13 protein-coding genes and 1 riboswitch are annotated in these 21515 nt (G+C 63.3%); of the genes, 3 read left to right on the plus strand and 10 right to left on the minus strand.

Going from position 1 to position 21515, the window contains the following annotated elements; all coding sequences use genetic code 11:
• Positions 1–23: 23 nt before the first annotated feature.
• Positions 24–2924: a UPF0182 family protein gene (locus NF4_RS23670; protein ID WP_063129642.1), complete on the plus strand. Its 2901-nt coding sequence runs from the start codon at positions 24–26 to the stop codon at positions 2922–2924.
• Positions 2925–3920: 996 nt separating this feature from the next.
• Complete coding sequence (locus NF4_RS23675; RefSeq protein WP_232330618.1) at positions 3921–5429, plus strand: hypothetical protein; 1509 nt, start codon at positions 3921–3923, stop codon at positions 5427–5429.
• A gap of 74 nt (positions 5430–5503) precedes the next feature.
• Here the strand turns inward: NF4_RS23675 and NF4_RS23680 are convergent, their stop codons facing one another.
• From NF4_RS23680 to NF4_RS23725, 10 genes are all read right to left on the minus strand, one after another.
• Positions 5504–6886, minus strand: a complete 1383-nt coding sequence (locus NF4_RS23680) for an L-serine ammonia-lyase (protein ID WP_063129582.1) — start codon at positions 6884–6886, stop codon at positions 5504–5506.
• 3 nt (positions 6887–6889) lie between these two features.
• Positions 6890–8158, minus strand: a complete 1269-nt coding sequence (gene glyA / locus NF4_RS23685; RefSeq protein WP_063129583.1) for a serine hydroxymethyltransferase — start codon at positions 8156–8158, stop codon at positions 6890–6892.
• On the minus strand, positions 8155–8559 hold the full coding sequence (locus NF4_RS23690) for a glycine cleavage system protein H (RefSeq protein ID WP_063129584.1): 405 nt from the start codon (positions 8557–8559) through the stop codon (positions 8155–8157). The genes glyA and NF4_RS23690 overlap by 4 nt, the downstream gene beginning before the upstream one ends.
• 53 nt (positions 8560–8612) lie before the next feature.
• Positions 8613–9731: a glycine cleavage system aminomethyltransferase GcvT gene (gcvT, locus tag NF4_RS23695; RefSeq protein WP_063129585.1), complete on the minus strand. Its 1119-nt coding sequence runs from the start codon at positions 9729–9731 to the stop codon at positions 8613–8615.
• Positions 9728–12526: an aminomethyl-transferring glycine dehydrogenase gene (gene gcvP, locus NF4_RS23700; RefSeq protein ID WP_232330619.1), complete on the minus strand. Its 2799-nt coding sequence runs from the start codon at positions 12524–12526 to the stop codon at positions 9728–9730. The genes gcvT and gcvP overlap by 4 nt, the downstream gene beginning before the upstream one ends.
• A 249-nt stretch (positions 12527–12775) precedes the next feature.
• Positions 12776–12868: riboswitch (glycine riboswitch) on the minus strand.
• Positions 12869–12961: 93 nt separating this feature from the next.
• Positions 12962–13753: an IclR family transcriptional regulator domain-containing protein gene (locus tag NF4_RS23705; RefSeq protein ID WP_063814681.1), complete on the minus strand. Its 792-nt coding sequence runs from the start codon at positions 13751–13753 to the stop codon at positions 12962–12964.
• Between the two features lie 138 nt (positions 13754–13891).
• On the minus strand, positions 13892–15301 hold the full coding sequence (locus tag NF4_RS23710) for an aldehyde dehydrogenase family protein (protein ID WP_063129587.1): 1410 nt from the start codon (positions 15299–15301) through the stop codon (positions 13892–13894).
• A 34-nt stretch (positions 15302–15335) separates the two neighbouring features.
• Positions 15336–16898: a GMC family oxidoreductase gene (locus NF4_RS23715; RefSeq protein ID WP_063129588.1), complete on the minus strand. Its 1563-nt coding sequence runs from the start codon at positions 16896–16898 to the stop codon at positions 15336–15338.
• A complete protein-coding gene (locus NF4_RS23720; protein WP_063814682.1) occupies positions 16898–18073 on the minus strand; it encodes a threonine aldolase family protein in 1176 nt (391 codons plus the stop codon). Before NF4_RS23720 ends, NF4_RS23715 begins: the two co-directional genes overlap by 1 nt.
• The gene (locus NF4_RS23725) at positions 18070–19344 is read right to left on the minus strand and encodes an amidohydrolase (protein WP_084533386.1); all 1275 of its coding nucleotides are present in this window, start codon (positions 19342–19344) and stop codon (positions 18070–18072) included. Before NF4_RS23725 ends, NF4_RS23720 begins: the two co-directional genes overlap by 4 nt.
• Positions 19345–19858: 514 nt before the next feature.
• On the opposite strand from NF4_RS23725, the gene NF4_RS23730 reads away from it, so the two are divergent.
• The gene (locus NF4_RS23730; RefSeq protein WP_063814683.1) at positions 19859–21322 is read left to right on the plus strand and encodes a peptide MFS transporter; all 1464 of its coding nucleotides are present in this window, start codon (positions 19859–19861) and stop codon (positions 21320–21322) included.
• Positions 21323–21515 lie beyond the last annotated feature (193 nt).

Below are 21515 nucleotides of genomic sequence, written 5' to 3' on the forward strand. Positions count from 1 at the left end.
GCGCAGCCACGGGAGTGTGGGAGATGAGCGCACACGAGGGTCTGAGCCTGCCGCGGTTGCCCCGCAGCGCGCGACTGCTGCTGATCGTTTCTGCCGGGCTTCTCGTGTTCCTGCTCGTGGTATCCCGGCTGGTCGGTGTCTATACCAGCTGGTTGTGGTACGGCGAGGTGGGCTTCCGAGAGGTCTGGCGAACGGTCTTGCTCACCCGCCTGTCGCTGTTCGTCGCGATCTCGGTGCTCGTCGGCGGTGTCCTTTTCACAGCGATGTGGCTCGCGTTCCGTTATCGTCCACGCATAGCCGGCGACCCGAAGCAGGTCGACTACCTGCTGCCCTATCGCGCCACGGTGCTGCGGCGGCCTTTGTGGTTCGGACTGGGTATCGCCGGTGTCATCGGGACGATCTGCGCCCTCGTCGGCCAGTCACGGTGGATGACCGTACAACTGTTCCTGCACGGCGGGTCGTTCGATATCCGCGACCCCGAATTCGGGCACGATATCGGTTTCTACGTCTTCGACCTGCCGCTCTACCGGCTCGTGGTGACCTGGCTGCTCGTGGTGATCTTCCTCGGCTTCCTCGCCGGTCTGTTGGCCAATTACCTGTTCGGTGGCCTGCGGATCTCCGGCGGGCGTCCCGGTCTGAGTCACGCTGCCCGGGTACAGCTCGTGGTATTCGCCGGGCTCTTCGTCCTGGTGAAAGCCATCGCCTACTGGCTCGACCGATATGCGCTGCTCGCGGGTGAGAGCCAGGAACCCACGTTCACCGGCGCCGGATACACCGATATCAACGCGGTGCTACCGGGCAAGCTCATCCTCTTCGCGATCGCTCTGATCTGCGCCGCGGCCTTTTTCTCCGCCGTCGTGGTTCGGGATCTGCGCATTCCCGCGCTGGCCGCCGCGATGCTGCTGCTGTCGTCGATCCTGGTGGGCGGGGCCTGGCCGCTGGCCGTGGAGCAACTCTCGGTCCGCCCGAACGCCGCCGACAGGCAACGTGTCTACATCGAGCGGAATATCGACGCGACCCGGCAGGCGTACGGGATCGGCGGCGATCGCGTCGAGTACCAGCCGTACCCGGGTATCGGGACCCGGCCGCCGCCGGAGGTCGCGGCGGACGCGACAACCCTCGCCGATGTCCGGCTGCTCGACCCGAACGTGCTTTCGCGAACCTTCACCCAGCAGCAGCAACTGAAGAACTTCTACAGCTTCCCGGAGCACCTGGATCTGGATCGCTATCGCATCGACGGGCAACTGCGTGACTACGTGGTCGCCGCGCGGGAGCTGACCCCGGGCGCGCTGAGCGGCAATCAGCAGCATTGGGTCAACCGGCACACCGTCTACACCCACGGCAACGGGTTCGTCGCCGCCCCGGCCAACCGCGTCAACGCCGCGGTCGGTGATGCCGGCGGGGATACCGAGAGCAGCAACAGCGGCTACCCGATCTACACGGTCAGTGATATCGCCGCCGGGGCGACCGGTAACCAGCTGATTCCCGTCGATCAGCCCCGCATCTATTTCGGTGAAGTGATCGCCGCGGCCGACCCCGATTACGCCATCGTCGGCGGCGGCACGGAACCGCGCGAGTACGACACCGACAGTACGAAATACACCTACACCGGGGCTGGTGGTGTCCCGCTCGGCAACTGGTTCAACCGCCTGGCCTTCGCCATGACCTACGCCGAACGCAACATCATCTTCTCCGGCGCGATCGGCCCGGATTCGAAGATCATCTTCAACCGGGACCCACGGCACCGCGTGGAACTGGTCGCCCCCTGGCTGACCACCGACAACGATCCTTACCCAGCGGTCGTGGACGGGCGGATCGTCTGGATTGTCGACGCGTACACCGCGATCGACGGCTATCCCTATGCCAAGACCAGTTCGTGGGAAGCCCTCGCCCATCCCGGCGACCCCGCCGCCGGTCCGTTCGAGGAGATTTCCTACGCGCGCAACTCGATCAAAGCCACCGTCGACGCCTACGACGGCACGGTGACCCTCTATCAGATCGATCACGACGACCCGGTACTCGAGGCGTGGATGAGTGTTTTCCCCGGAACCGTCGAACCGGAGGAATCGATCAGCGACGAGCTACGGGCACACTTCCGGTATCCGCAGGATCTGTTCGGCATCCAGCGCGCGATGCTCGCGAAGTACCACGTGAACGAACCGCGAGAGTTCTTCACCACCAACGCTTTCTGGTCGGTACCCAGCGATCCGACCGTCGATACCAACCCGCACCAGCCCCCGTTCTATGTACTGGTGGGAGACCCGCAGACCGCCCAGCCGTCGTTCCGGCTGGCGAGCGCGATGGTCGGCTTCAACCGGGAGTTCCTGTCCGCCTATATATCGGTCGGTTCCGACCCCGGCGACTACGGCCGCTTCACCATCCTGCAACTCCCCACCGACACCCTCACCCAGGGGCCGCAGCAGATCCAGAACTCGATGATCTCCGATACCCGGGTCGCCTCCGAACGCACGCTGCTCGAACGTTCGAACCGCATCCAGTACGGCAATCTGCTCACCCTGCCGATCGCCGAGGGCGGCATCCTCTACGTCGAACCGCTGTTCACCGAACGAATCTCCACCACACCCAACGGGTCGACCTTCCCGCAACTGGCCCGGGTGCTCGTCAGCTACCGCGATCCCGCGACCGCCGGCGTCCGGGTCGGCTACGCCCCCACCCTCGCCGAGGCACTGGACCAGGTGTTCGGCGTCGATACCGGAAACCTCGCCACTGCGCCCGGGGGCAGCCCGGCCGCACCACCGCCCGGCCGGCCGCCACCGGCACCACCCGTGCCGGGGACCCCGCTACCCGAGCAGGCGCCGCCACCGCTGGACGAGGCGACGATCGCCGAGCTCAACGCCCAGATTGAGGCCATCCGCGACGCGCTCGACCGGATCCAGCAGCAGCTCAACGGCCCCGATGGATGACATGCACCGGAACACCTGAGCAATCGTGATCGGCGACGGCACCCGAGAAAGGACATCCGCCCGATCTCCGGCGGGCCGTCCACGCCTGGTGCCAAGGAGCACTACAGACACCGGCCGGCCTACCCGACCTGCCACAATGACTCCCGATCCCGGACACACCCAGATCAGGTCCCGCTGTTTCGCTCGCAATACGACGGCAGAACCATCATCTACACCATTTTCGGGCCGCCCAAACCGTGGGTAAATGTGGGGTTGGGTCAAAGAAACAGGTCAGGCCCGGTACCAAACCGGGCCTGACCTGGGTTTCCGGTGGAGCTAAGGGGACTCGAACCCCTGACCCCACGAAGAGGTTGATAAAGACTCATCGGTCCGGCGAGGCACCCGTGGCCGGCACCCAACGAATCAATGTTCGGCCGCAACGGTAAAAGCGCACGCGAGAACCTCCCGTCGGGGCCGACCTGCACGGCATCGGCACTTGGCTGCCGCGAACGCACCCCCGACAGCGGATACTCACCTTCGGTTCATTCGACGGCCAGGCCCAATCAGGTGCCCCTCTCCCGCGCCGTCACGACCACGCCACAGCAGCTCCTGCGGCAAGCGCGATGCCGGCGACACCAGCTGCCGACACCGGATCCAGAAAACGATTCCGGCAAGCGACCTCCGCGGCGCATCGGCGCTTCTACCCGTTGCCACTGTCCTCGCGGCTGACACCGACGCACTGGCCGGTGCTCCATCGACACGGCCGTCGCAACCCTCCCGCATCGAGTGTTGCGACCACCGGGTGAACCCGAGGCCCCGGCGGCCGTGATGGACCTGCGGTATGTGGAAGACCTTGAGTCCGGGCTCCAGCCAGGCCGGGTCGGCCCCTGCCGCAACTGCTATCGGCCTCCACCGCGGCTCTGCGGCATCTGCGGCGACTACGCACCGATCCACTCACGAGCCAAAGGAAGCAAGCCCGATACCTGCTACGGCTGCTACCGCAACTCAGGCGAATGCGTGGTCTGCGGGAAGACCAGGCGAGGAGCCAAGGTCGGCGGTGAGGCGTTCCACTGCGCCACCTGCTGGCCGCGCAAGACCCAGACCTGCGCTATCTGCGACAACGACGATGTGGTCGGCGCGCGCTGGCCGCTGGGCACGGTCTGCCGACGCTGCTACAAATTCCGTGTCAACCACCCCAGCCCCTGCCACGGCTGCGGACAAACCCGGGTTCTGGTCGGCGTCGAGCACGGTGGCGGACTCTGCACCACCTGCTGCGGGCTGGAACTGAACTTCACCTGCCGACGCTGCGGCAGCGACGGCAACCTCATGGTCGATCACACCTGCATGAAATGCGTCGCCGCCGAACGGGTCCGCAACCTACTCAGTGACGACACCGGCACCGTCATCCCACAACTGCAGCCTCTGCTCGATTCCCTCGCCGACGCGAACCCCGGCTCGGTGATCACCTGGCTGCGGACCGGCCAATCCCGGAAACTGCTGTCCCAGCTCGTCGCCGAACACCGCGAAATCACCCACGCCGCCCTCGACGAACCACCCCAACGCCACGCCACCCACAACATCCGAGCGCTGCTCGTCGGCGCCGGCGTCCTACCCACCCGCAACGAACCCCTCGCCCAGCTCGAACTATGGTCCGAGCGAACCCTCACCCAACTGCCTCGCAGCCAGCAACACCTCATCCGGCCCTTCGCCGACTGGCACGTCGTCCGCGACGCTCGCCGCCGCGCCGCCCGCGGCCCCTATCGCGTCGGCGCTGCCAGCGCCGACCGCACTCAGATCCGGGCCGCCATCAAGTCCCTGACCTGGCTGAACGCCCAACGCGCCGGCATCGAGAACCTGTCCCAAGAGCACATCGACGGGTTCCTGCTCTCCCGCCCGTCGAAAACCCATCCGGTCATCGCGTTCTTCCACTGGCTCCAAGCTCGCGGATTCGCTCCCGGCCTCGACGTTCCTACCCAAACCAGCGGGCTACCCAACGACTTTCAAGACTTCGAAGCCCACCAACAGCAACTACACCGTTGCCTGACCGACGAATCCATCCCGCTGGAAGCACGAGTCGCGGGAGCACTGGTCAGGCTCTACGCCCCACCACTGGTCCTCATCGTCGAGTTCACCACCGACCGATTCCACCGCGACGACACCGGAGCCTTCCTCACCATCGACCGCCACCCCGTTCTGCTTCCACCGACCCTGGCTCGCCTGATCGACCGGCTCATCGCCTCCGACGCTATCCACACGATGATCAGGCCCGGAGGACCCGGACCGGCCTACCTGTTTCCCGGCCGACCACCAGGGCGCCCGCGCCACCCCCACTCGTTGCGAGAAATACTCGCCGAGCACGGGCTTCCAATCCGGACAGCCCGCAACACCGCCATGATCACCGCCGCCGGAGAACTCCCACCCATGGTCATGAGCGACCTGTTCGGCATCGACCCCGGCACCGCCCAGAAATGGGCCCACTACGCCCAAGCCAGCCGGGCAGAATACCTCGCCCACGCACACACTTGAGTCAGGCAGGCCAGGCTCAGTAGCGCCTGATGGATATCGGCGCGCCGTTCACTGGTAGGCGTCGACGAGCGGAATCAACACTCGGCGAGGTTCACGGGAACGTTGGCGGCGAGGCCGCCCATAGATGTTTCCTTGTATTTGGCGCTCATATCAGCTCCTGTGGAGCGCATGGTCTCGATCACCTGGTCGAGACTGACGCGATGGCTTCCGTCGCCTCGCAGGGCCATACGCGCGGCATTGATCGCCTTCCCAGCGGAGATGGCGTTGCGTTCGATACACGGGATTTGGACCAGACCGGCTATCGGGTCGCAGGTGAGCCCGAGGCTGTGCTCCATGGCGATCTCGGCAGCGTTCTCCACTTGTTCGGCTGTGCCGCCCAAGATCTCGGCAAGTGCGGCGGCGGCCATGGACGCCGCCGATCCGATTTCGCCCTGGCATCCGACCTGGGCGCCGGAGATAGACGCGTTTTCCTTGTAGAGCGAACCGATAGCACCAGCGACCAGCATGAAGCGGATCGCTGTGTCGTCCGGGTCTGCTCTCCCCGCGGGTGTGTAGTGAATTGCATAGTGCAGGACGGCGGGAACGATTCCGGCGGCGCCGTTGGTCGGAGCTGTGACTATACGGCCGCCTGAGGCGTTCTCCTCGTTTATGGCGAGGGCCACGAGGTTCACCCAGTCTTCGGCGTAGGCGGGATCACGGCCGGGGTCTTCGGCCGAGAGATGTTCATACCAGGATTTGGCCCGGCGGCGTACCCGCAGCTTCCCGGGCAGATAGCCGCCACGTGAGATGCCGCGCCGCTGAGAGGCAACCATGATGTCTCGTATGTGTAGTAGCCGGCTCCGCACGTGGTCTTCGCTTCGGTTCACGCTCTCAAAGGCCAGCATCACTCCGCTGACTGTTGTTCCGAGCCGGACGGTGAGGTCGAGTAGTTCGCGCGCGGAGCTGAAGGAGAACTCGTTCTTCGGCCCGGTTGTTTCGAATCCCGCCTCGTCGTCGGTGACGACGAATCCCCCGCCGATCGAGAAGTAGGTGCCCGTGTGACGAACTCGGCCGTCGCCGCCTATTGCTGTGAGTGTCAAAGCATTGGGGTGCCGGTCGAGGAATGTCAATGGATGCAGAACCATCTCATCTTCGGCAAGCGGGATATCCACCCGGCCGCCCAATCGGAGCCGGCGCGAGGATCGGACCGCAGCGAGTCTCTGTTCCATCGCCTCGGTTTCGATCTCCTCGGGGAGATTCCCTTCGAGTCCGAGAAGGACAGCGGCCATAGTGTTGTGCCCGGCGCCGGTGGCCGCAAGGGATCCGAACAGATCCACGCGAACGTCGGCGACCTCCGAAATCAGACCCGTCTGATCCAGGTCCGCAACGAACCGGGCTGCGGCCCGCATCGGGCCGACCGTGTGCGAGCTCGACGGTCCGAGGCCAACAGAGAACAGTTCGAACACACTGGTCGTCATCGTCTACAGTCCTGGATAGAGGGGGTGTCGGACGGCGAGATCATGTACCTTCTCGGAGAGCCGTGCGATCTCGTCGGCGCCATCCGACGTGAGGGCACGCGCAATGAGATCACCGACGACCGTGAAGGCATCCTGATCGAATCCCCGTGCTGCCAGCGCGGGAGTCCCGATTCGCAATCCAGAGGTCACCATGGGCGGGCGGGGATCGAAGGGAACGGCGTTGCGGTTGACAGTGATGCCGATCGAGGCGAGGCGGTCTTCTGCCTCGCGCCCGTTCAGGGTGGCATTGCGTAAGTCGACGAGAACCAGGTGGACGTCGGTGCCGCCGGTAAGGACGCTGATACCCGCATCGGCGACGTCAGGCTTGCACAGCCGCCCCGCGAGTACCTTTGCGCCGCCGAGGACCCGCTGCTGGCGCTCTACGAACTCGGGCTCCGCGGCCATTTTGAAGGCAGTGGCCTTCCCGGCGATCACATGTTCGAGAGGTCCGCCTTGCTGGCCCGGAAAGACTGCGCTGTCGACCTTCTTTGCGATGTGGGCGTCGTTGCAGAGGATGGCGCCGCCCCGCGGACCACCGAGCGTTTTGTGCGTCGTCGTCGTCACGACATGTGCGTGTGGCACGGGTGACGGGTGTAGACCCGTTGCCACCAAGCCCGCGAAATGGGCCATATCGACCATCAGGTATGCGCCGACCTCGTCGGCTATCTCACGGAACCGGGCGAAGTCGAGGTGACGAGGGTATGCGGACCAGCCCGCGATGATCAGCTGGGGACGGTGCTCGCGTGCCTGAGCGGCAACGATCTCCATATCGATGCGATGATCACGCTCGGTCACCTCATAGGTGGCTACGTTGTAGAGCTTGCCGGAGAAATTGAGGCGCATCCCGTGGGTAAGGTGCCCGCCGGAGGCCAGCGACAGTCCCAGGATGGTGTCTCCGGGCGTAAGTAGGGCTTGCATTACCGCCGCGTTCGCGGTGGCTCCAGAATGGGGCTGGACGTTGGCGAACGAAGCGCCGAACAGGGCTTTCAAGCGTTCTATCGCTAGCTGTTCGATCGCGTCGACGTGTTCACAGCCACCGTAGTAACGCCGGCCCGGATATCCCTCGGCGTATTTGTTGGTCAGAATCGACCCTTGAGCTTCCAGCACCGCGAGGGGTGCGTGATTCTCCGAAGCGATCATCTCCAATCCGGTGCGCTGGCGGTCGAGCTCCTTGCCGATGAGCGCCGCGATTTCCGGATCGAATTCGGCGAGGCGACGGTTCAGAATGCTCATGCTTCGATTCCGTTCCGATCGGCATACTGTTCAGCGGTGAGCAGTTCGCCGGTGCTGGTCGGCTGGACGGCGAAGAGCCAGCCCTCGCCATAGGGGTCGGCAGTGACGAGTCCGGGGTCCTCGAGGGCGGCGGTGTTGACGAGGGTCACTCGGCCGCTGACGGGCGGGTAGATTTCGGAGACAGTTTTGGTCGACTCTACTTCCCCACAAGGTTCACCTACCGCAACGGCGGACCCGGCCTCTGGGAGGTCGATGTAGACGAGCTCACCGAGTGCATCGATGGCGATCGAGGTTATGCCAATACGGACCGGATTGTCCGGAAGTGGAGCTCCGGGCGCGAGAAGCACCCATTCGTGGTCATCGGAATAGCTTCGATCAGCAGGGATGGTGTGAGAGGTCATTGCATTGTCCTTCGCAGTGTATATAGAGGCAGTCGTTCGCAAAACCTGCTCCACTACCGCGGTCGGCGGTAGAACGGGGCAGGAGTCACAGTGAAAGGTTCTCGGTTTCCCCGGATATCGACGGTCACGGCTGTGCCGGGTGCGTGCGTCGCCATGTCGACGAATGCGAGAGCGATCGGATGGCCCAGCGTCGGTGACAATGCACCGGATGTCACGACGCCGACCGGCAGATCACCGGCGGCATCATGCACGACATAGCCCGCTCGTGCAGCGCGACGGCCGGAGCCGACGAGTCCGACGAGGAGACGTCGGGGCGGCCGCTCGGCGAGCCGGCTCAGGGCGTCGCGGCCGGCGAAGTCCTTGTCGAGGTGGACGATCTTGCCGAGACCGGTCTCATAGGGGTTGGTTTCGCGGGTTAATTCGTGCCCGTAAAGCGCCATTCCAGCTTCGAGACGAAGGGTGTCCCGGGACGCGAGCCCTGCGGGCACGCCACCGTGCGCGACGGTAACATCCAGAAGCGCCCGCCAGAGTGGCACGGCATCAGCGGATGGCACGTACAGCTCGAATCCGTCTTCGCCGGTGTACCCGGTGCGGGCGAGCAACGCTTGTCTGCCGGCGACCTCGGCCGGAGCGACGGCGTAGTACTTGATGTCGGAGACGAGCTGCGCCTGGTCTGTTGGCACGAGTGCAGTGACGATGTCCTGTGCGAGTGGTCCTTGTACGGCGATCAGCGAGGTGTCGGTTGAGCGGTCCGTGATCGTGGCGTCGAACCCTGCGGCACGCGAGGATAGTTCGTCGAAGACGAACCGTGTGTTCGCAGCATTGGCGACGATGAAGAAATGGTCCTCGGCGAGGCGATACGCAACGAGGTCATCGACCACTCCACCGTCCGCGTTGCACAGCAGTGAGTACTTGGCGCGGCCGGCAGGGATCCCCGACAGCTCGCTGACCAAGGCATAGTCCAGGAAAGCACCCGCATCGGGGCCGACGACCTCGATCTCGCCCATGTGGCAGAGGTCGAACAGCCCTGCGGCGCTGCGTACAGCGCGGTGCTCGGCAAGTTCGCTGTCGTACTTGAGCGGCATGCGCCAGCCCGCGAAGTCGGTGATGGTTGCGCCCAGGATGGTGTGCTCTTCGAGCAGTGGCGATACTGCATCGGCCGGCGGCGTCATAGTGAGTTCTCCTGTTCGGAGGTGGAGGCGATGGTTGTCTTGAAATCTTCGGGCGACGGACACGAGCAGACGAGGTTCCGGTCGCCGTGGACGCCGTCGATGCGGCGTACCGGAGGCCAGTACTTTGTGGCTTTCCCGAAGTCGGCCGGGTACGCGGCGGTGTGCCGAGGGTAAGGCAGATCCCAGAGGTCGGCTGTGACCTGTTCCGCCGTGTGCGGGGCCTGACGGAGCGGACTCCGGTCGAGTGGCCAGATACCTTTCCGGACGCAGTCGATCTCGCGGCCGATCGAGTTCATGGCTTCGATGAACCGATCGAGTTCGGCAAGGTCCTCCGATTCGGTCGGCTCCACCATGAGGGTTCCGTTGACAGGAAAGGACAGAGTCGGGGCGTGGAAGCCGTAGTCGATCAACCGCTTGGCGACATCTTCGGCAGTTACGCCGGTGGCCTTGGTGAGCGGGCGCAGGTCAAGAATACATTCGTGCGCAACCAGTCCGGACGGCCCGGTGTAAAGGACCGGAAAGTGCGTGCGGAGTGCATTGGCAATATAGTTCGAGGCCAGCACCGCTTTCTTGGTGGCCTCGGTCAGACCTTCCGGCCCCATCAATGCGATATAGGCCCAGGTGATCGGCAAGATACCGGCGGAGCCGTATTCGGTTGCCGACACCGGGGACCCGAGTTGCCCGATGCCGAGCGGGTTACCTGGAAGAAATGGCGCGAGGTGGTCTCGGACTGCCACCGGGCCGACGCCAGGGCCCCCGCCGCCGTGCGGGATGCAGAATGTCTTGTGCAGATTCAGGTGTGAGACATCGCCGCCGAATCGTCCGGGACGAGCCAATCCGACAAGAGCGTTGAGGTTTGCGCCGTCGACGTACACCTGTCCGCCGGCGTCGTGTACCAGATCGCACACCGTGCGCACGTCGGCCTCATACACCCCGTGGGTTGACGGGTAGGTGAGCATGATGGCTGCGATTTCATCACTGTGCGCAGAGATCTCGGCGCGAAGGCTGTCCAGATCGATGTCGCCGTTCTCCGCGGTCGCGACGACAATGACACGCATCCCGGCGAGGACCGCGGAGGCTGCATTGGTGCCGTGCGCGGACTGCGGTATCAAGCAGATATCGCGACCGACGTCACCCCTGCTGTCATGAAATCCCTTGATCGCGAGCAGACCGGCCAGTTCGCCCTGAGAGCCGGCGTTGGGCTGCAACGAGATCCGGTCGTACCCGGTGATCTCGCTCAACCAGGTCTCCAGGTCCCGGATAAGCTGCAGGAATCCTGTGATTTGTTCGACCGGCGCGTACGGGTGGATCGACGCGAATCCGCGCCAACTGATCGGCTCCATTTCCACAGCCGAGTTCAGTTTCATCGTGCACGAGCCGAGGGGAATCATGGTCCGGTCGAGCGCGAGGTCTTTGTCGGAGAGTGCGCGCAGGAACCGCAACATCGCAGTCTCCGAGCGGTGTTCGTGAAAGACAGGGTGCTGCAGGTAAGTCGTGGTCCGCAGCAGCGAATTGTCCAGTGCCGATACTGCGCTCGGCCGCATCTCGCTCTCGAAGACAGCGAGAACACGACTGACGATGTCGTCGGTGGTGCATTCGTCGCAAGCGATCGCGACGTGATCGGCGTCGACCGAGCGCAGGTTGATGCCGGCGCGGTCGGCGCGGTCGATGATTTCTCGTGCCGCGCCGGGCACTCGAACGAGAACGGTGTCGAAGAATTGATCGTGAACTACGACGTGTCCCGCAGTGCGCAGGCCGTCCGCGAGTGCGGTCGCGTGCCCGTGAACCCGGTCGGCGATCGCGCGTAGCCCTGCTGGGCCGTGGTACACCGCATACATCGCGGCGACGTTGGCCAGGAGGGCTTGTGCCGTGCAGATGTTGCTCGTCGCCTTGTCCCGGCGTATGTGCTGTTCACGGGTCTGCAAGGCGAGTCGGTAGGCGAGGTTGCCGTCGACGTCCATGGAAACACCCACGAGGCGGCCGGGTAGCAGTCGTTCGAGCCCGGCACGTACTGCCATGTAGCCGGCGTGCGGGCCGCCGAAAAACAAGGGGACTCCGAAGCGCTGGGCCGAACCGACTGCGATATCCGCGCCCTGTTCCCCGGGCGGGGTCAACAGGGTCAACGACAGCAGGTCGGCGGCCACTGCGGTGAGCGCACCCTGTTCCTTCGCCGCTCTGATCACCGGTGCGAGATCACGAATCACACCGCTGGCGCCCGGCGCCTGCAGCACCAGGCCGAAGAACTCGCCTCCAGGTAGCCCAGTGTTCATGTCGTGCACTTCGACATCGATGTCGAGGGCTTTGGCTCGGCCACGGACAACTGCCAGCGTCTGAGGGAGAATTTCCGCGTCGACGATTATGCGAGATGCTGCTCCCTTTGCTGTGTTCGCTCGGCGCATGAGAAGCACTGCTTCCGTAACCGCGGTAGCCTCATCCAACAGTGAAGCACCCGCCAACGGCAGTGCCGTGAGATCCTCGATCATGGTCTGAAATGTCAGCAGAGCTTCGAGCCTGCCCTGGGAGATCTCCGGCTGATACGGAGTGTAAGCGGTGTACCAGGCGGGCGACTCGAGCAGGTTGCGACGCAGCACTGCCGGTGTGACGGTGTCGTAATACCCGAGTCCGATCATCTGGACCCGCGTCTCGTTTCCTTCGGCGAGCTTACGCAGGTCGGCAAGAACTTGATGCTCGCTACGTGCCTCGGGCAAGCGGAGGGTTTGCTTACTGCGGATCTGTTCAGGGACTGCCGCGTCGATGAGGGCGTCGAGACTCTCGAACCCCAGACTGTCGAGCATAATCCGAGTCGCTCTCGTGTCGGAGCCTATGTGGCGGGCAGTGAATTCCCCGAGGTGTGAAGTGGCATTATTGGTCTGGTCGGACAAGGTGACTCCGGTTTCGGTGATGTCCGGATCGCACCGGACACTGACTTGAAACACCTCCCCGCTCTGTCCTTGAAACCTGAGAGTCTGGGCACACCACATGCGGTGTGCTCTACACCTTCGGTAAGTCCCGGTCGTACTGCCGGTCCTGTTCTCCAGAGTTGCCTGTTCGCTGCGGTACTTGGGCCTGAGAGATTCCCGGGGAGGGTATTGCTCCTACGGCGCCTCCTCATGAGGAGGTTCTCCCGCTGCGCGTCGTCGGCGTATTCGGTTATAACGCAGCGCAGTATCGACTGTGCGCTGTTATCTACCCTTGCAACCGGGCACGTAGCATGGTCTTGTCGGCACTGATCAGACAAGCATGCGCTGCAAACTCTCTGCCTCCTTCCTCAACATCATCAGCACATCGCCGAGCATGACATTGGGGGCAATGCGCTCAATCGAACATCCGACGTGCAAAGCCGCGACTACCTGGCCGTCACGTCGTCTGATCGGAACTGCAATCGAATGAGCACCGAGCTCGATATCATTCGCGACGTATGAAAACCCGTTCGACTTGATGGACTCCCATTCAGCAGTCTTCGCAGCGGCGGTACCCGAATCGGAATCAGCGATGTGCAATTCTCGCTCGTCGGGATCGAGATGGGCGATCAACACCCTGCCCAATGAGGAGATCAGAGCCGGCGTCCGGTAGCCGATATTGTTTCCGACGGCGATCATCCGATTGGGTACTGCTCGCGCGATGATAAGGGCGTCCATGCCATCGAGAACCGCTACCGAACAGGCTTCGTGTAGCTCCGCACTGACGCGATCACACAGGGGCTGGACAACCGCGCTGACAATATTTGATGTCAGATATGACCCTGCCAACTCGAGCACCTTCGGCGTGAGATCATAGGCGCGACCATGGGCCTCGAGATAACCCAGGTGCTCGAGTGTGAGCACAGCCCGCCGGACAGTAGCGCGGGAAAGACCCAGTTCACGGGCAAGGTCTGCCTGCGTCAGATGCCGCCGCTCTCCGCCGAACGCGTTCAGAACCATCAGTCCCCGGGCCAACGCCTCGGAGAAATCCGAGGCGTTCGGCACACCCTCGATCGTACGAGCTTTGCGTGCGGCGGAATCTTCTTCTGTGAGTCGTGTCATCGTGTCACCTGCCCTCTGTCGTTGATCCCAGCCTACCAATACCTGAGCATTTGTGCGTTAATCGAACGCTGCTGCTCAGGCCTTCGGCTTCGAGTGCCGGCTTCCGCGGTTCTCCGCCGGGCCTGGCAGTACGAACGTTCAGGACGCGACGAACACCGTCGACGGCCGCGTGGCGGCATCGTATGAAGCGTGTCCTCCTGTAGCTCCCATACCGCTGGTCCGGCCCGGCTCGTAGACGCACCCGTGAGCATGGCCTTGCCACTCATTAACCCAGGTCAATGCCGCAGGGATCCTTCCTGCTGCCCGAATGTGTTCGTGATTGTTCGTATACACCGTCGCAGCGAGCGCGAAGTCCGACTGGCTTGCCAGCCGAATGCCTTGATCGAAAGACGAGACCACGGCTACCGGCGCCACCGGTCCGAAAGTCTCCTCGGTCATGATCGGCATCGTATGGTCGACCTCGGTGAGAACGGTCGCCGGATAGAAATAGCCCGGACGGTCAGGGATACCACCCCCGGTCAGCAGTTTTGCGCCGCCCCGCACCGCCGCTGACACCTGCTGGTGCACTTTGCCGCGCTGGTCTTCGGAAACGAGTGGTCCGAGCACGGTCGGTCCGTGTGCGGACTCGGTGAAACGATCGGCTGCCGACGTCAAAGCCCGGATGAACTCTCGAGCGATATCGGTGTGCACATAGATTCTTTCCATCGAGGTGCAAATCTGGCCGGAGTTGATGAAGGCGCCGAAGGCAACCTTCTCGGCGGTCTGCACCGGGTCGACGTCGGCATCCACCACCACCGGGTCGTTTCCGCCCAGCTCCAGGATCGTCCGGTTGAGTTGACCGCCTGCTGCGCGGGCCACCGCACGGCCTGCTTCCACCGAACCGGTGAAGTGTACGAGCGAAGCATCCTGATGGCCGCTGAGCGGAGCGCCCGCCCGGACATCCCCGTGAACAAGGTTCAGCACTCCCGCAGGCAATGCTGCGGCCAACTCGAACAGCCGTGAGACCGACACGGGCGAGTGCTCGGAGGGTTTGACGACCACAGTGTTACCCGAAGCCAGAAGCGGACCGATCGCGGTCAGGACGTTGCATACAGGAAAGTTCCACGGCGTGATAACCGCCGCGACACCGACGGGATGTCGAACGACGGTCGTTACGCCATTGGCAGTAGCGGCGACTTGCCGTTCGAAAGCGTAGGTCTCGGCGTCATCGAGACTCGACCGGAACTCCATCAGCCCCGATCGGAGCATAGTGGCTCCGAAATCGACCGGTTGACCCATCTCTTCGAATTGCAGGCGTGCAAGTTCGTCCACGTTATCGGACACGACCGCGGCGAACGCCCGGAGCATGGCGAGTCGCTCGGTCAACGAGAGCCCCGCCCAGGATGGCTGACCGGTGCGGGCCGCCGCGACAGCCGCGTCGACATCAGCGGACGAGCCAGTGCTGACCGAGGCGAGAACCTCTTCGGTCGATGGGTTGCGCAGCTGCTGGGACGAACCATCGAGCGGTTCGTGCCATAGCCCGCCGTAATAGTTCGGAAGGACGGTCACGACAACTCCTTTCGTTGTGTCGGTATGCGAATGGTCAGCCAAGTCGATCCGCCATCAGCTCGCCGATCATGATCGTGACCAAGTTGGTGTTCGCCCGGGGCGCGGAAGGGAAGATGGACGCGTCCACCACGTACAGTCCGTGCTCTCCGTGCACCTGGCAACGCGAGTCGACGACGCTGGCCGGATCGGAAGCCGGCCCCATTCGGCACGTGCTGGTGGTGTGCTGAGCATCGGCCGCTACCTCGAGAAGGTAGCGGTCGAGGTCGGCGTCATCGTCGATTACCCTCATCAATCCTTCGTCGAGGCGGTTCGGCGCGCCCGAGGTGATCGCTTCGACTGCGGTGCTGTTGGTGAGCTCGACCGCAGTGCGGACGCCCGAGCGCATCCGCGACAGGTCGCGCGGATCGGACAGCATCCGCATCTGCACCTGCGGATCGATCCCGGCATCGATTGAAGCGAGCCGCACGGTGCCCCGCGAGTACACCTGATTCACCCAGATGTAGAAGGCCCCTGCTCCGAAATTCACGTCGGCGTGCTCCATCGCCAGAACGTTCTGGTTCCCGGCAACGATCATCAGGTCGTTGAACTGTGCGGAGGGATCATCGCTGGTGTACCGGATGGTCACATTGGTGTGCCGGTCATCCGGTGTTCTTGCCGCTGCTTCCTCCCGCAGGGGAATCTGTACGAATACCGTGGGGTGATCTTGAAGGCCCACTCCGACGGGCAAATCGTTTCGAACTTCGATGCCCAGCCGCTCGAGCTCACTCACAGGGCCGATGCCGGACCGCATCAGGATGGCCGGCGAGTGGATCGCGCCGGCGCTGATCACAATCTCGTCGGCGAACACGCTGAGGGCAGAGCCGTCGCGCACGACGTCGACGCCAACTGCTCGGTCACCCTCGAACCGCACTCGCTCGACGAGTGAGCCGCCCCAGATCGTCAGGAACTCATTGCTTCGCCGCGGTTCGAGATAGGCGTCGTTGGTGGAGACCCGCTGATGATTCGAGGAGTTGATCGGGTACGGCGAAACTCCGGTTGCGCCGGGCGCGTTCAGATCAGGTGCCCAAGGGAAACCCGCCGCTCGCGCGGCGGCCACCAGCGCCTTGTCCACGGCTCCCCACTCCGACTGTGGTGTCCGGTAGATGGGCGTGGGGCCGCCACGTCCGTGGTACGGGGCGTCACCGAACTCCTGATCGTCTTCCAACCGGTTGAGATATGGAAGCACCTCATCGCGGGCCAGACCTTCGCAACCCCAACTGGCCCACGTGTCGAAATCCTCCATCGGCGGCCGAATTGCTATCTGGCCGTTTATTGCCGAACTTCCCCCGACGCCCCGACCGCGCCAGAACAGCGACGGTTCCTGGTTGTCGGTTCGGCTCGCAGTGAGGTTCTCCCACTTCAGCGAGTCACCGGCGCTGGGCTCCAGCAAAGCGCGCATCGGATTCGGCGATCGCCAAACCGGCGGCATCTGCGCTGACCGATAATCGGGCCCGGCCTCGAGCAGCAGGACTCGCTTTCCCTTGTCGGCTGACCTCGCAGCAAGCGCGGCGCCGGCGGAACCGGCACCGACCACGATCATGTCCCAGTGTTTGCTCATCACAATTCCTTACCTCGGGTTGTTGGGTTGGTTGTCGGTGTTTTGCGCTGGCGGGGCCGGCGTCCGGCCCCTTTTGCGGCGACCGGAGTCGGCTGTTGTAGTGCCGTGGTGGAGAGGGACAGCACCCTGCCGATGAGTCTGTCGACATCGCTGGGCGTGGTGTCGAAGGAGCACACCATCCGGACCACTCGGGTAGCACGATCCCAGAGGTAGCCGTGGATACCATCGGCGAAATGGTCCACCAGACCGAGTGGCATCGATGCGAAAACCATATTCGCTTCCACAGGATGCACAATCTCTATCCCAGGGATACCTGCGAGCCGGCTTGCGAGGTTCTGTGCTGCCGTATTGGCGTCTCGGGCGTTTCGGAACCACAGTTCGTCGGTGAGCAGCGCCACGAACTGAGCACTCAGATACCGCATCTTCGACGCCAACTGTGTAGCCTGCTTGCGGACGTAAAGAATTTCCGAAGCCAACTCCGTGCCTGCGGCAGTGCCTGCAAAAACCACAGCGTCGCCGGCCAGCAGGCCATTCTTGGTCCCACCGAACGACACCACGTCCACTCCGGCGGCGGTGCTGATCTCGGCCAGCGAACAGTTCTGAAAGGCAGCAGCATTGGCAAGGCGTGCCCCGTCCATGTGGACGAGCAGACCCCTGCGGTGGGCCCATTCGGCAATCGCTGTGATCTGGGCCGGCCGGTAGCTTGCACCCAGTTCGGTGGCGTTGGTCAAAGACACCACCGCAGGCAGGGACTGATGTTCTCCGCGTGTTATCCCGGCACAGGCATCCTCGAGGATTTCCGGCGAGAGCAGACCGTGCTCGGCCTGGATTCCGACGATGCTTGCGCCCGTGAAGCGCTGTGGCGCACCACACTCGTCGGTAAGGATGTGGGCGTCGCGCGAACACAGAACAGCGTGGTACGGGCGCAGCATGGCACTCAAACCGATGACATTGGCCCCGGTTCCGGTGAAGGCCAGATATGCCCGGCTTCCGTCGCCGAACGCTTCGGACAGCAGTGATTCCGCCTGTGCGGTGTGCGGATCGGCGCCGTAGCTTCCCATATGGCCGCTGTTGGCCTCGACAATCGCCGCAAGGATCTCCGGGTGGATTCCCGAGACGTTGTCACTGGCGAAGCTGTGCATGATCGCCGACGGTGGGCTGTCGGCGGGATTCACCCTTCTCTCCCGTTCGGCGGACGGTTCGTGCTCAGCCATTCCATTGCAGCTGCCACCAGGGCTGTCACGCCGGTAGTAAGTGTGGGCTGAATGACGGGCGCGAAGTATGGAGAGTGATTCGTCGGGATCGCGGAATCCAGCGTGCCGTTTGCTTCGGCCTCAGCGTATGCGTCGGGATCCGTGCCGCCGAGGATCCAGAACACGTAGGGCGCACCGGAGGAACGGCCGAACTCGGGAAAATCCTCGCTTCCCATGTATGGTTCGACCTCGACCACGGCCTCATCTCCGAGTCGAGCGCGTAGGCTCTGGACTACTCGATCGGTGGACTCGGCGTCGTTGATCGTCGGCTTGAATCCGACCAGCTCGACGAACTCGGGTGGCTTCGGTGAATTCGATGCCAAACATTCGGCCTCGACTATTCGGCGAATCGAGGCGACGACCCGCTCGGCGACGCCTTCATCGAAGGATCGGGCACTGACGATCAAATCGGCGTGGTCACTGATGATATTTCCGGTGCTGCCCGCCTGTATCGATCCTACGGTCAGCGCTACCCGATCAGCGGGCGCGATCTCCCGGGAAACGATGGTCTGCAGACGCATGACGATCGACGAAGCGAGAACCACCGGATCGACGGTCGAGTGTGGTTGAGAGCCGTGCCCGCCGCGGCCGAAGACGCGGATGTCGAAGGCATCGGATGCGCTGAGAATCGCCCCCGAGCGGTAGCCGACAGTGCCCGCGGGTGTCGGAAAGACGTGCTGACCGAGAATGATGTCGGGCTTACCGATCAGGTCGAACAAGCCGTCGTCGATCATCGCGCGGGCGCCCCCGCGGCCTTCTTCGGCCGGCTGGAACAATGCCACCAACGTCCCGGACCATCGATCCGCGGCAGCGGACATCACCTGCACGGCGCCGAGCAGGCAAGTCACGTGGACATCATGCCCGCAGGCATGCATCAATGGGACAACCTCGCCTTTCTCGCTCAACCCGGTCGCTGTGCTCGCGTAGTCGAGTCCGGTCTGTTCCTCGACCGGCAAGCCATCCATATCGGCGCGGAGCACAACTGTGGGGCCATCGCCGTTTCGCCGGATACCGACCACGCCCGTTACGCCGATTCCGTCGTACACGTCGAATCCATCGACACGCAGGCGGTCCGCGACGATCTTTGCTGTCCGGTACTCGGCATACGCCAACTCCGGATGAGCGTGCAGGTCGCGGTAGACGTTTTCGAGCTCAGGCATCGCTTCAGCGAGCCTGCCGAGTACAGCGTCCATCTGAGGGATCCCGTTCGTCAAAGTCACTTGTTCGATTAGCGCACATTAGTGCGATCATTAAAAAGTACGTGTGAGCACCGGCCGATGTCAACGGCATTCATGCCCATGCCGTCGCGGATCGCCCGACACTCCGGAATGCCACCTGTTAGCAGCCGTTCATTGACTCACCGCGCTCGGGCGTGGCGTACAAATCGGGCATTGCGATCATGGTCACTCTGTGCTTAGGATCATATCCGATAAACGGACTGATGTTCGTTAATCGAACTCACACAATTTATTCGGCAACCAGTGGCCCGTAGCCACTACCGTGCCCGCAGGGGCCTCCATTCCGCGAGCCCTCTCGCTATGCCTGGTCCCGAGGCGGTCGACATCGCCCCGTCGCGGTGTGGGCCACAGTCGCAACAGTCGGCGAGGGCAAGTGGGCTCTATGCCCTTCGTCGCACACGGCAGCATGCGGTGCTTTTCTGCTGGGCCGGCGAGGTCCGACACGTCGGACGCACAAGAAGGAGAATTGATGGTCACTTCGACCTCAGAGACACTCGTCGAAGAGAGAACTATCCTCGGTCACCCACGTGCAATCATGAACCTCGCCGGCTTGGGGATCTGGGAACGGTTCTCGTTCTTCGGAACTCAGATCATCCTGATGTACTACTTGTACTTCTCGGTGTCCGATGGCGGGCTCGGGCTGGCGACTTCGACGGCTATCTCCCTCACCGCGACCTTCGGTGCGCTGGTCTACTGTGCGACCGTCATCGGAGCTTGGGTGTCCGACCGGCTACTCGGCCCGGAACGCACGCTGTACTACAGCATTTTCACGATCATGTTCGGTCATCTGGCGCTCGCCGTTCTGCCGGGCATGCTCGGGCTTGCGGTGGGTCTTTCGCTCCTGGTTGTGGGCACCGGAGGTTCGGTGAGCAACCTTCCCTCGTCGGTGGGACTTCTCTATAAGGACAAGGATCCCAGGCGAGATGCAGGATTCATACTGCTCTATACCGGGCTCAATGTCGGTGCGCTCGCCGGGCCGCTGCTGACGGGGCTCGTACGAAGCCATCTGGGCTTCCATTTCGGATTCGGCCTGGCTGCTGTCGGTCTCGCGTTCGGCTTGGCGCTGTATGCTCCTGGCCGGAAGCGTATCGGTCCGGCGGGTCGGGTGGCCCCGAATCCGTTGCCGCGTGATTCGGTCGCGTCCGTTGCCGCCGCCATCGTGCTGTGCATTTCGGTGTTCGCGGCGGCTACCGCGCTCGGCATCGTGACGTTGGACAACCTCGGGTTCATCGTCACGGTGATCGTGGCGCTTACCTCGGTGAGTTACTTCGTCATCATGCTCCGAAGCCCGAAGACGAATACCGCTGAGCGCCGTAGGGTCCGCGCACTGATTCCACTGTTTATCGCAGTGGCGGTGTTCTTCGCCCTGTATCACCAGCAGTTCACCGTCGTGCAGGTGTACGCCGCGGAAAGGGTGAACCTCGATGCGTTCGGATTCCCGATTCCGCCCGAGTTCTTCAACTCGGTGATCCCGGCCTTCGTTATCGCCATCGGACCGGCCTACGCTGCTCTGTGGACTTCGCTCGGAAGCCGACAGCCTTCTTCCCCTGTGAAGTTCCTGATCGGGCTACTGGTGATAGTCCTGGCATTCCTTCTTTTCCTTCCGACCGCAGCCAGCCGTGGCGCTGTCATCGCACCCATCACGCTGATCGGCATCCTGCTGGTCTTCACCTTGTCGGAGCTGTTCGTGGCGCCGGTCCAACTGTCTCTGGCGACAGAGATTGCTCCCACAGCCTTCCGGACGCAAACGGTGTCGCTGATGTATCTGTCGATCGCCCTGGGATCCTCGGGTGGCGGAATTATTGCGAAATCCTATGACCCGGCCACCGAGTTCAACTACTTCCTGACCGTCGCGCTCGGCGCCCTCGTTGTCGCAGCTGTCTACGCACTCACGATTCCTTGGACGAAGAGAATGCTCAATGCAGATTCCTGACCGAAACCAGCGTGTTTCCGTGACCACCATTCGGTCGGCCACAGTCCACCGGACTCTTCCTTCGGCTACCACCGGTCTTGCAGGTGCTGTCCGGGTAGTTACCTTCCCACGCTTCGCGTTCGTACCGCGTCTCGGGCCAGAGCTTCGAGCGAAATCGTTTCCGGACCCCGCCTCCATCACGTCAGAGCACTTC

The organism is Nocardia fusca NBRC 14340 (genome assembly GCF_001618425.1).
GTDB classification, from domain to species: Bacteria; Actinomycetota; Actinomycetes; order Mycobacteriales; family Mycobacteriaceae; genus Nocardia; species Nocardia fusca.

Coding starts and splice junctions, on each gene's coding strand:
- NF4_RS23670 (WP_063129642.1), top strand. CDS start 24: ATGAGCGCACACGAGGGTCTGAGCCTGCCGCGGTTGCCCCGCAGCGCG.
- NF4_RS23680 (WP_063129582.1), bottom strand. CDS start 6,886: ATGACGACCAGTGTGTTCGAACTGTTCTCTGTTGGCCTCGGACCGTCG.
- glyA (WP_063129583.1), bottom strand. CDS start 8,158: ATGAGCATTCTGAACCGTCGCCTCGCCGAATTCGATCCGGAAATCGCG.
- NF4_RS23690 (WP_063129584.1), bottom strand. CDS start 8,559: ATGACCTCTCACACCATCCCTGCTGATCGAAGCTATTCCGATGACCAC.
- gcvT (WP_063129585.1), bottom strand. CDS start 9,731: ATGACGCCGCCGGCCGATGCAGTATCGCCACTGCTCGAAGAGCACACC.
- gcvP (WP_232330619.1), bottom strand. CDS start 12,526: ATGCTCGACAGTCTGGGGTTCGAGAGTCTCGACGCCCTCATCGACGCG.
- NF4_RS23705 (WP_063814681.1), bottom strand. CDS start 13,753: ATGACACGACTCACAGAAGAAGATTCCGCCGCACGCAAAGCTCGTACG.
- NF4_RS23715 (WP_063129588.1), bottom strand. CDS start 16,898: ATGAGCAAACACTGGGACATGATCGTGGTCGGTGCCGGTTCCGCCGGC.
- NF4_RS23725 (WP_084533386.1), bottom strand. CDS start 19,344: ATGGACGCTGTACTCGGCAGGCTCGCTGAAGCGATGCCTGAGCTCGAA.
- NF4_RS23730 (WP_063814683.1), top strand. CDS start 19,859: ATGGTCACTTCGACCTCAGAGACACTCGTCGAAGAGAGAACTATCCTC.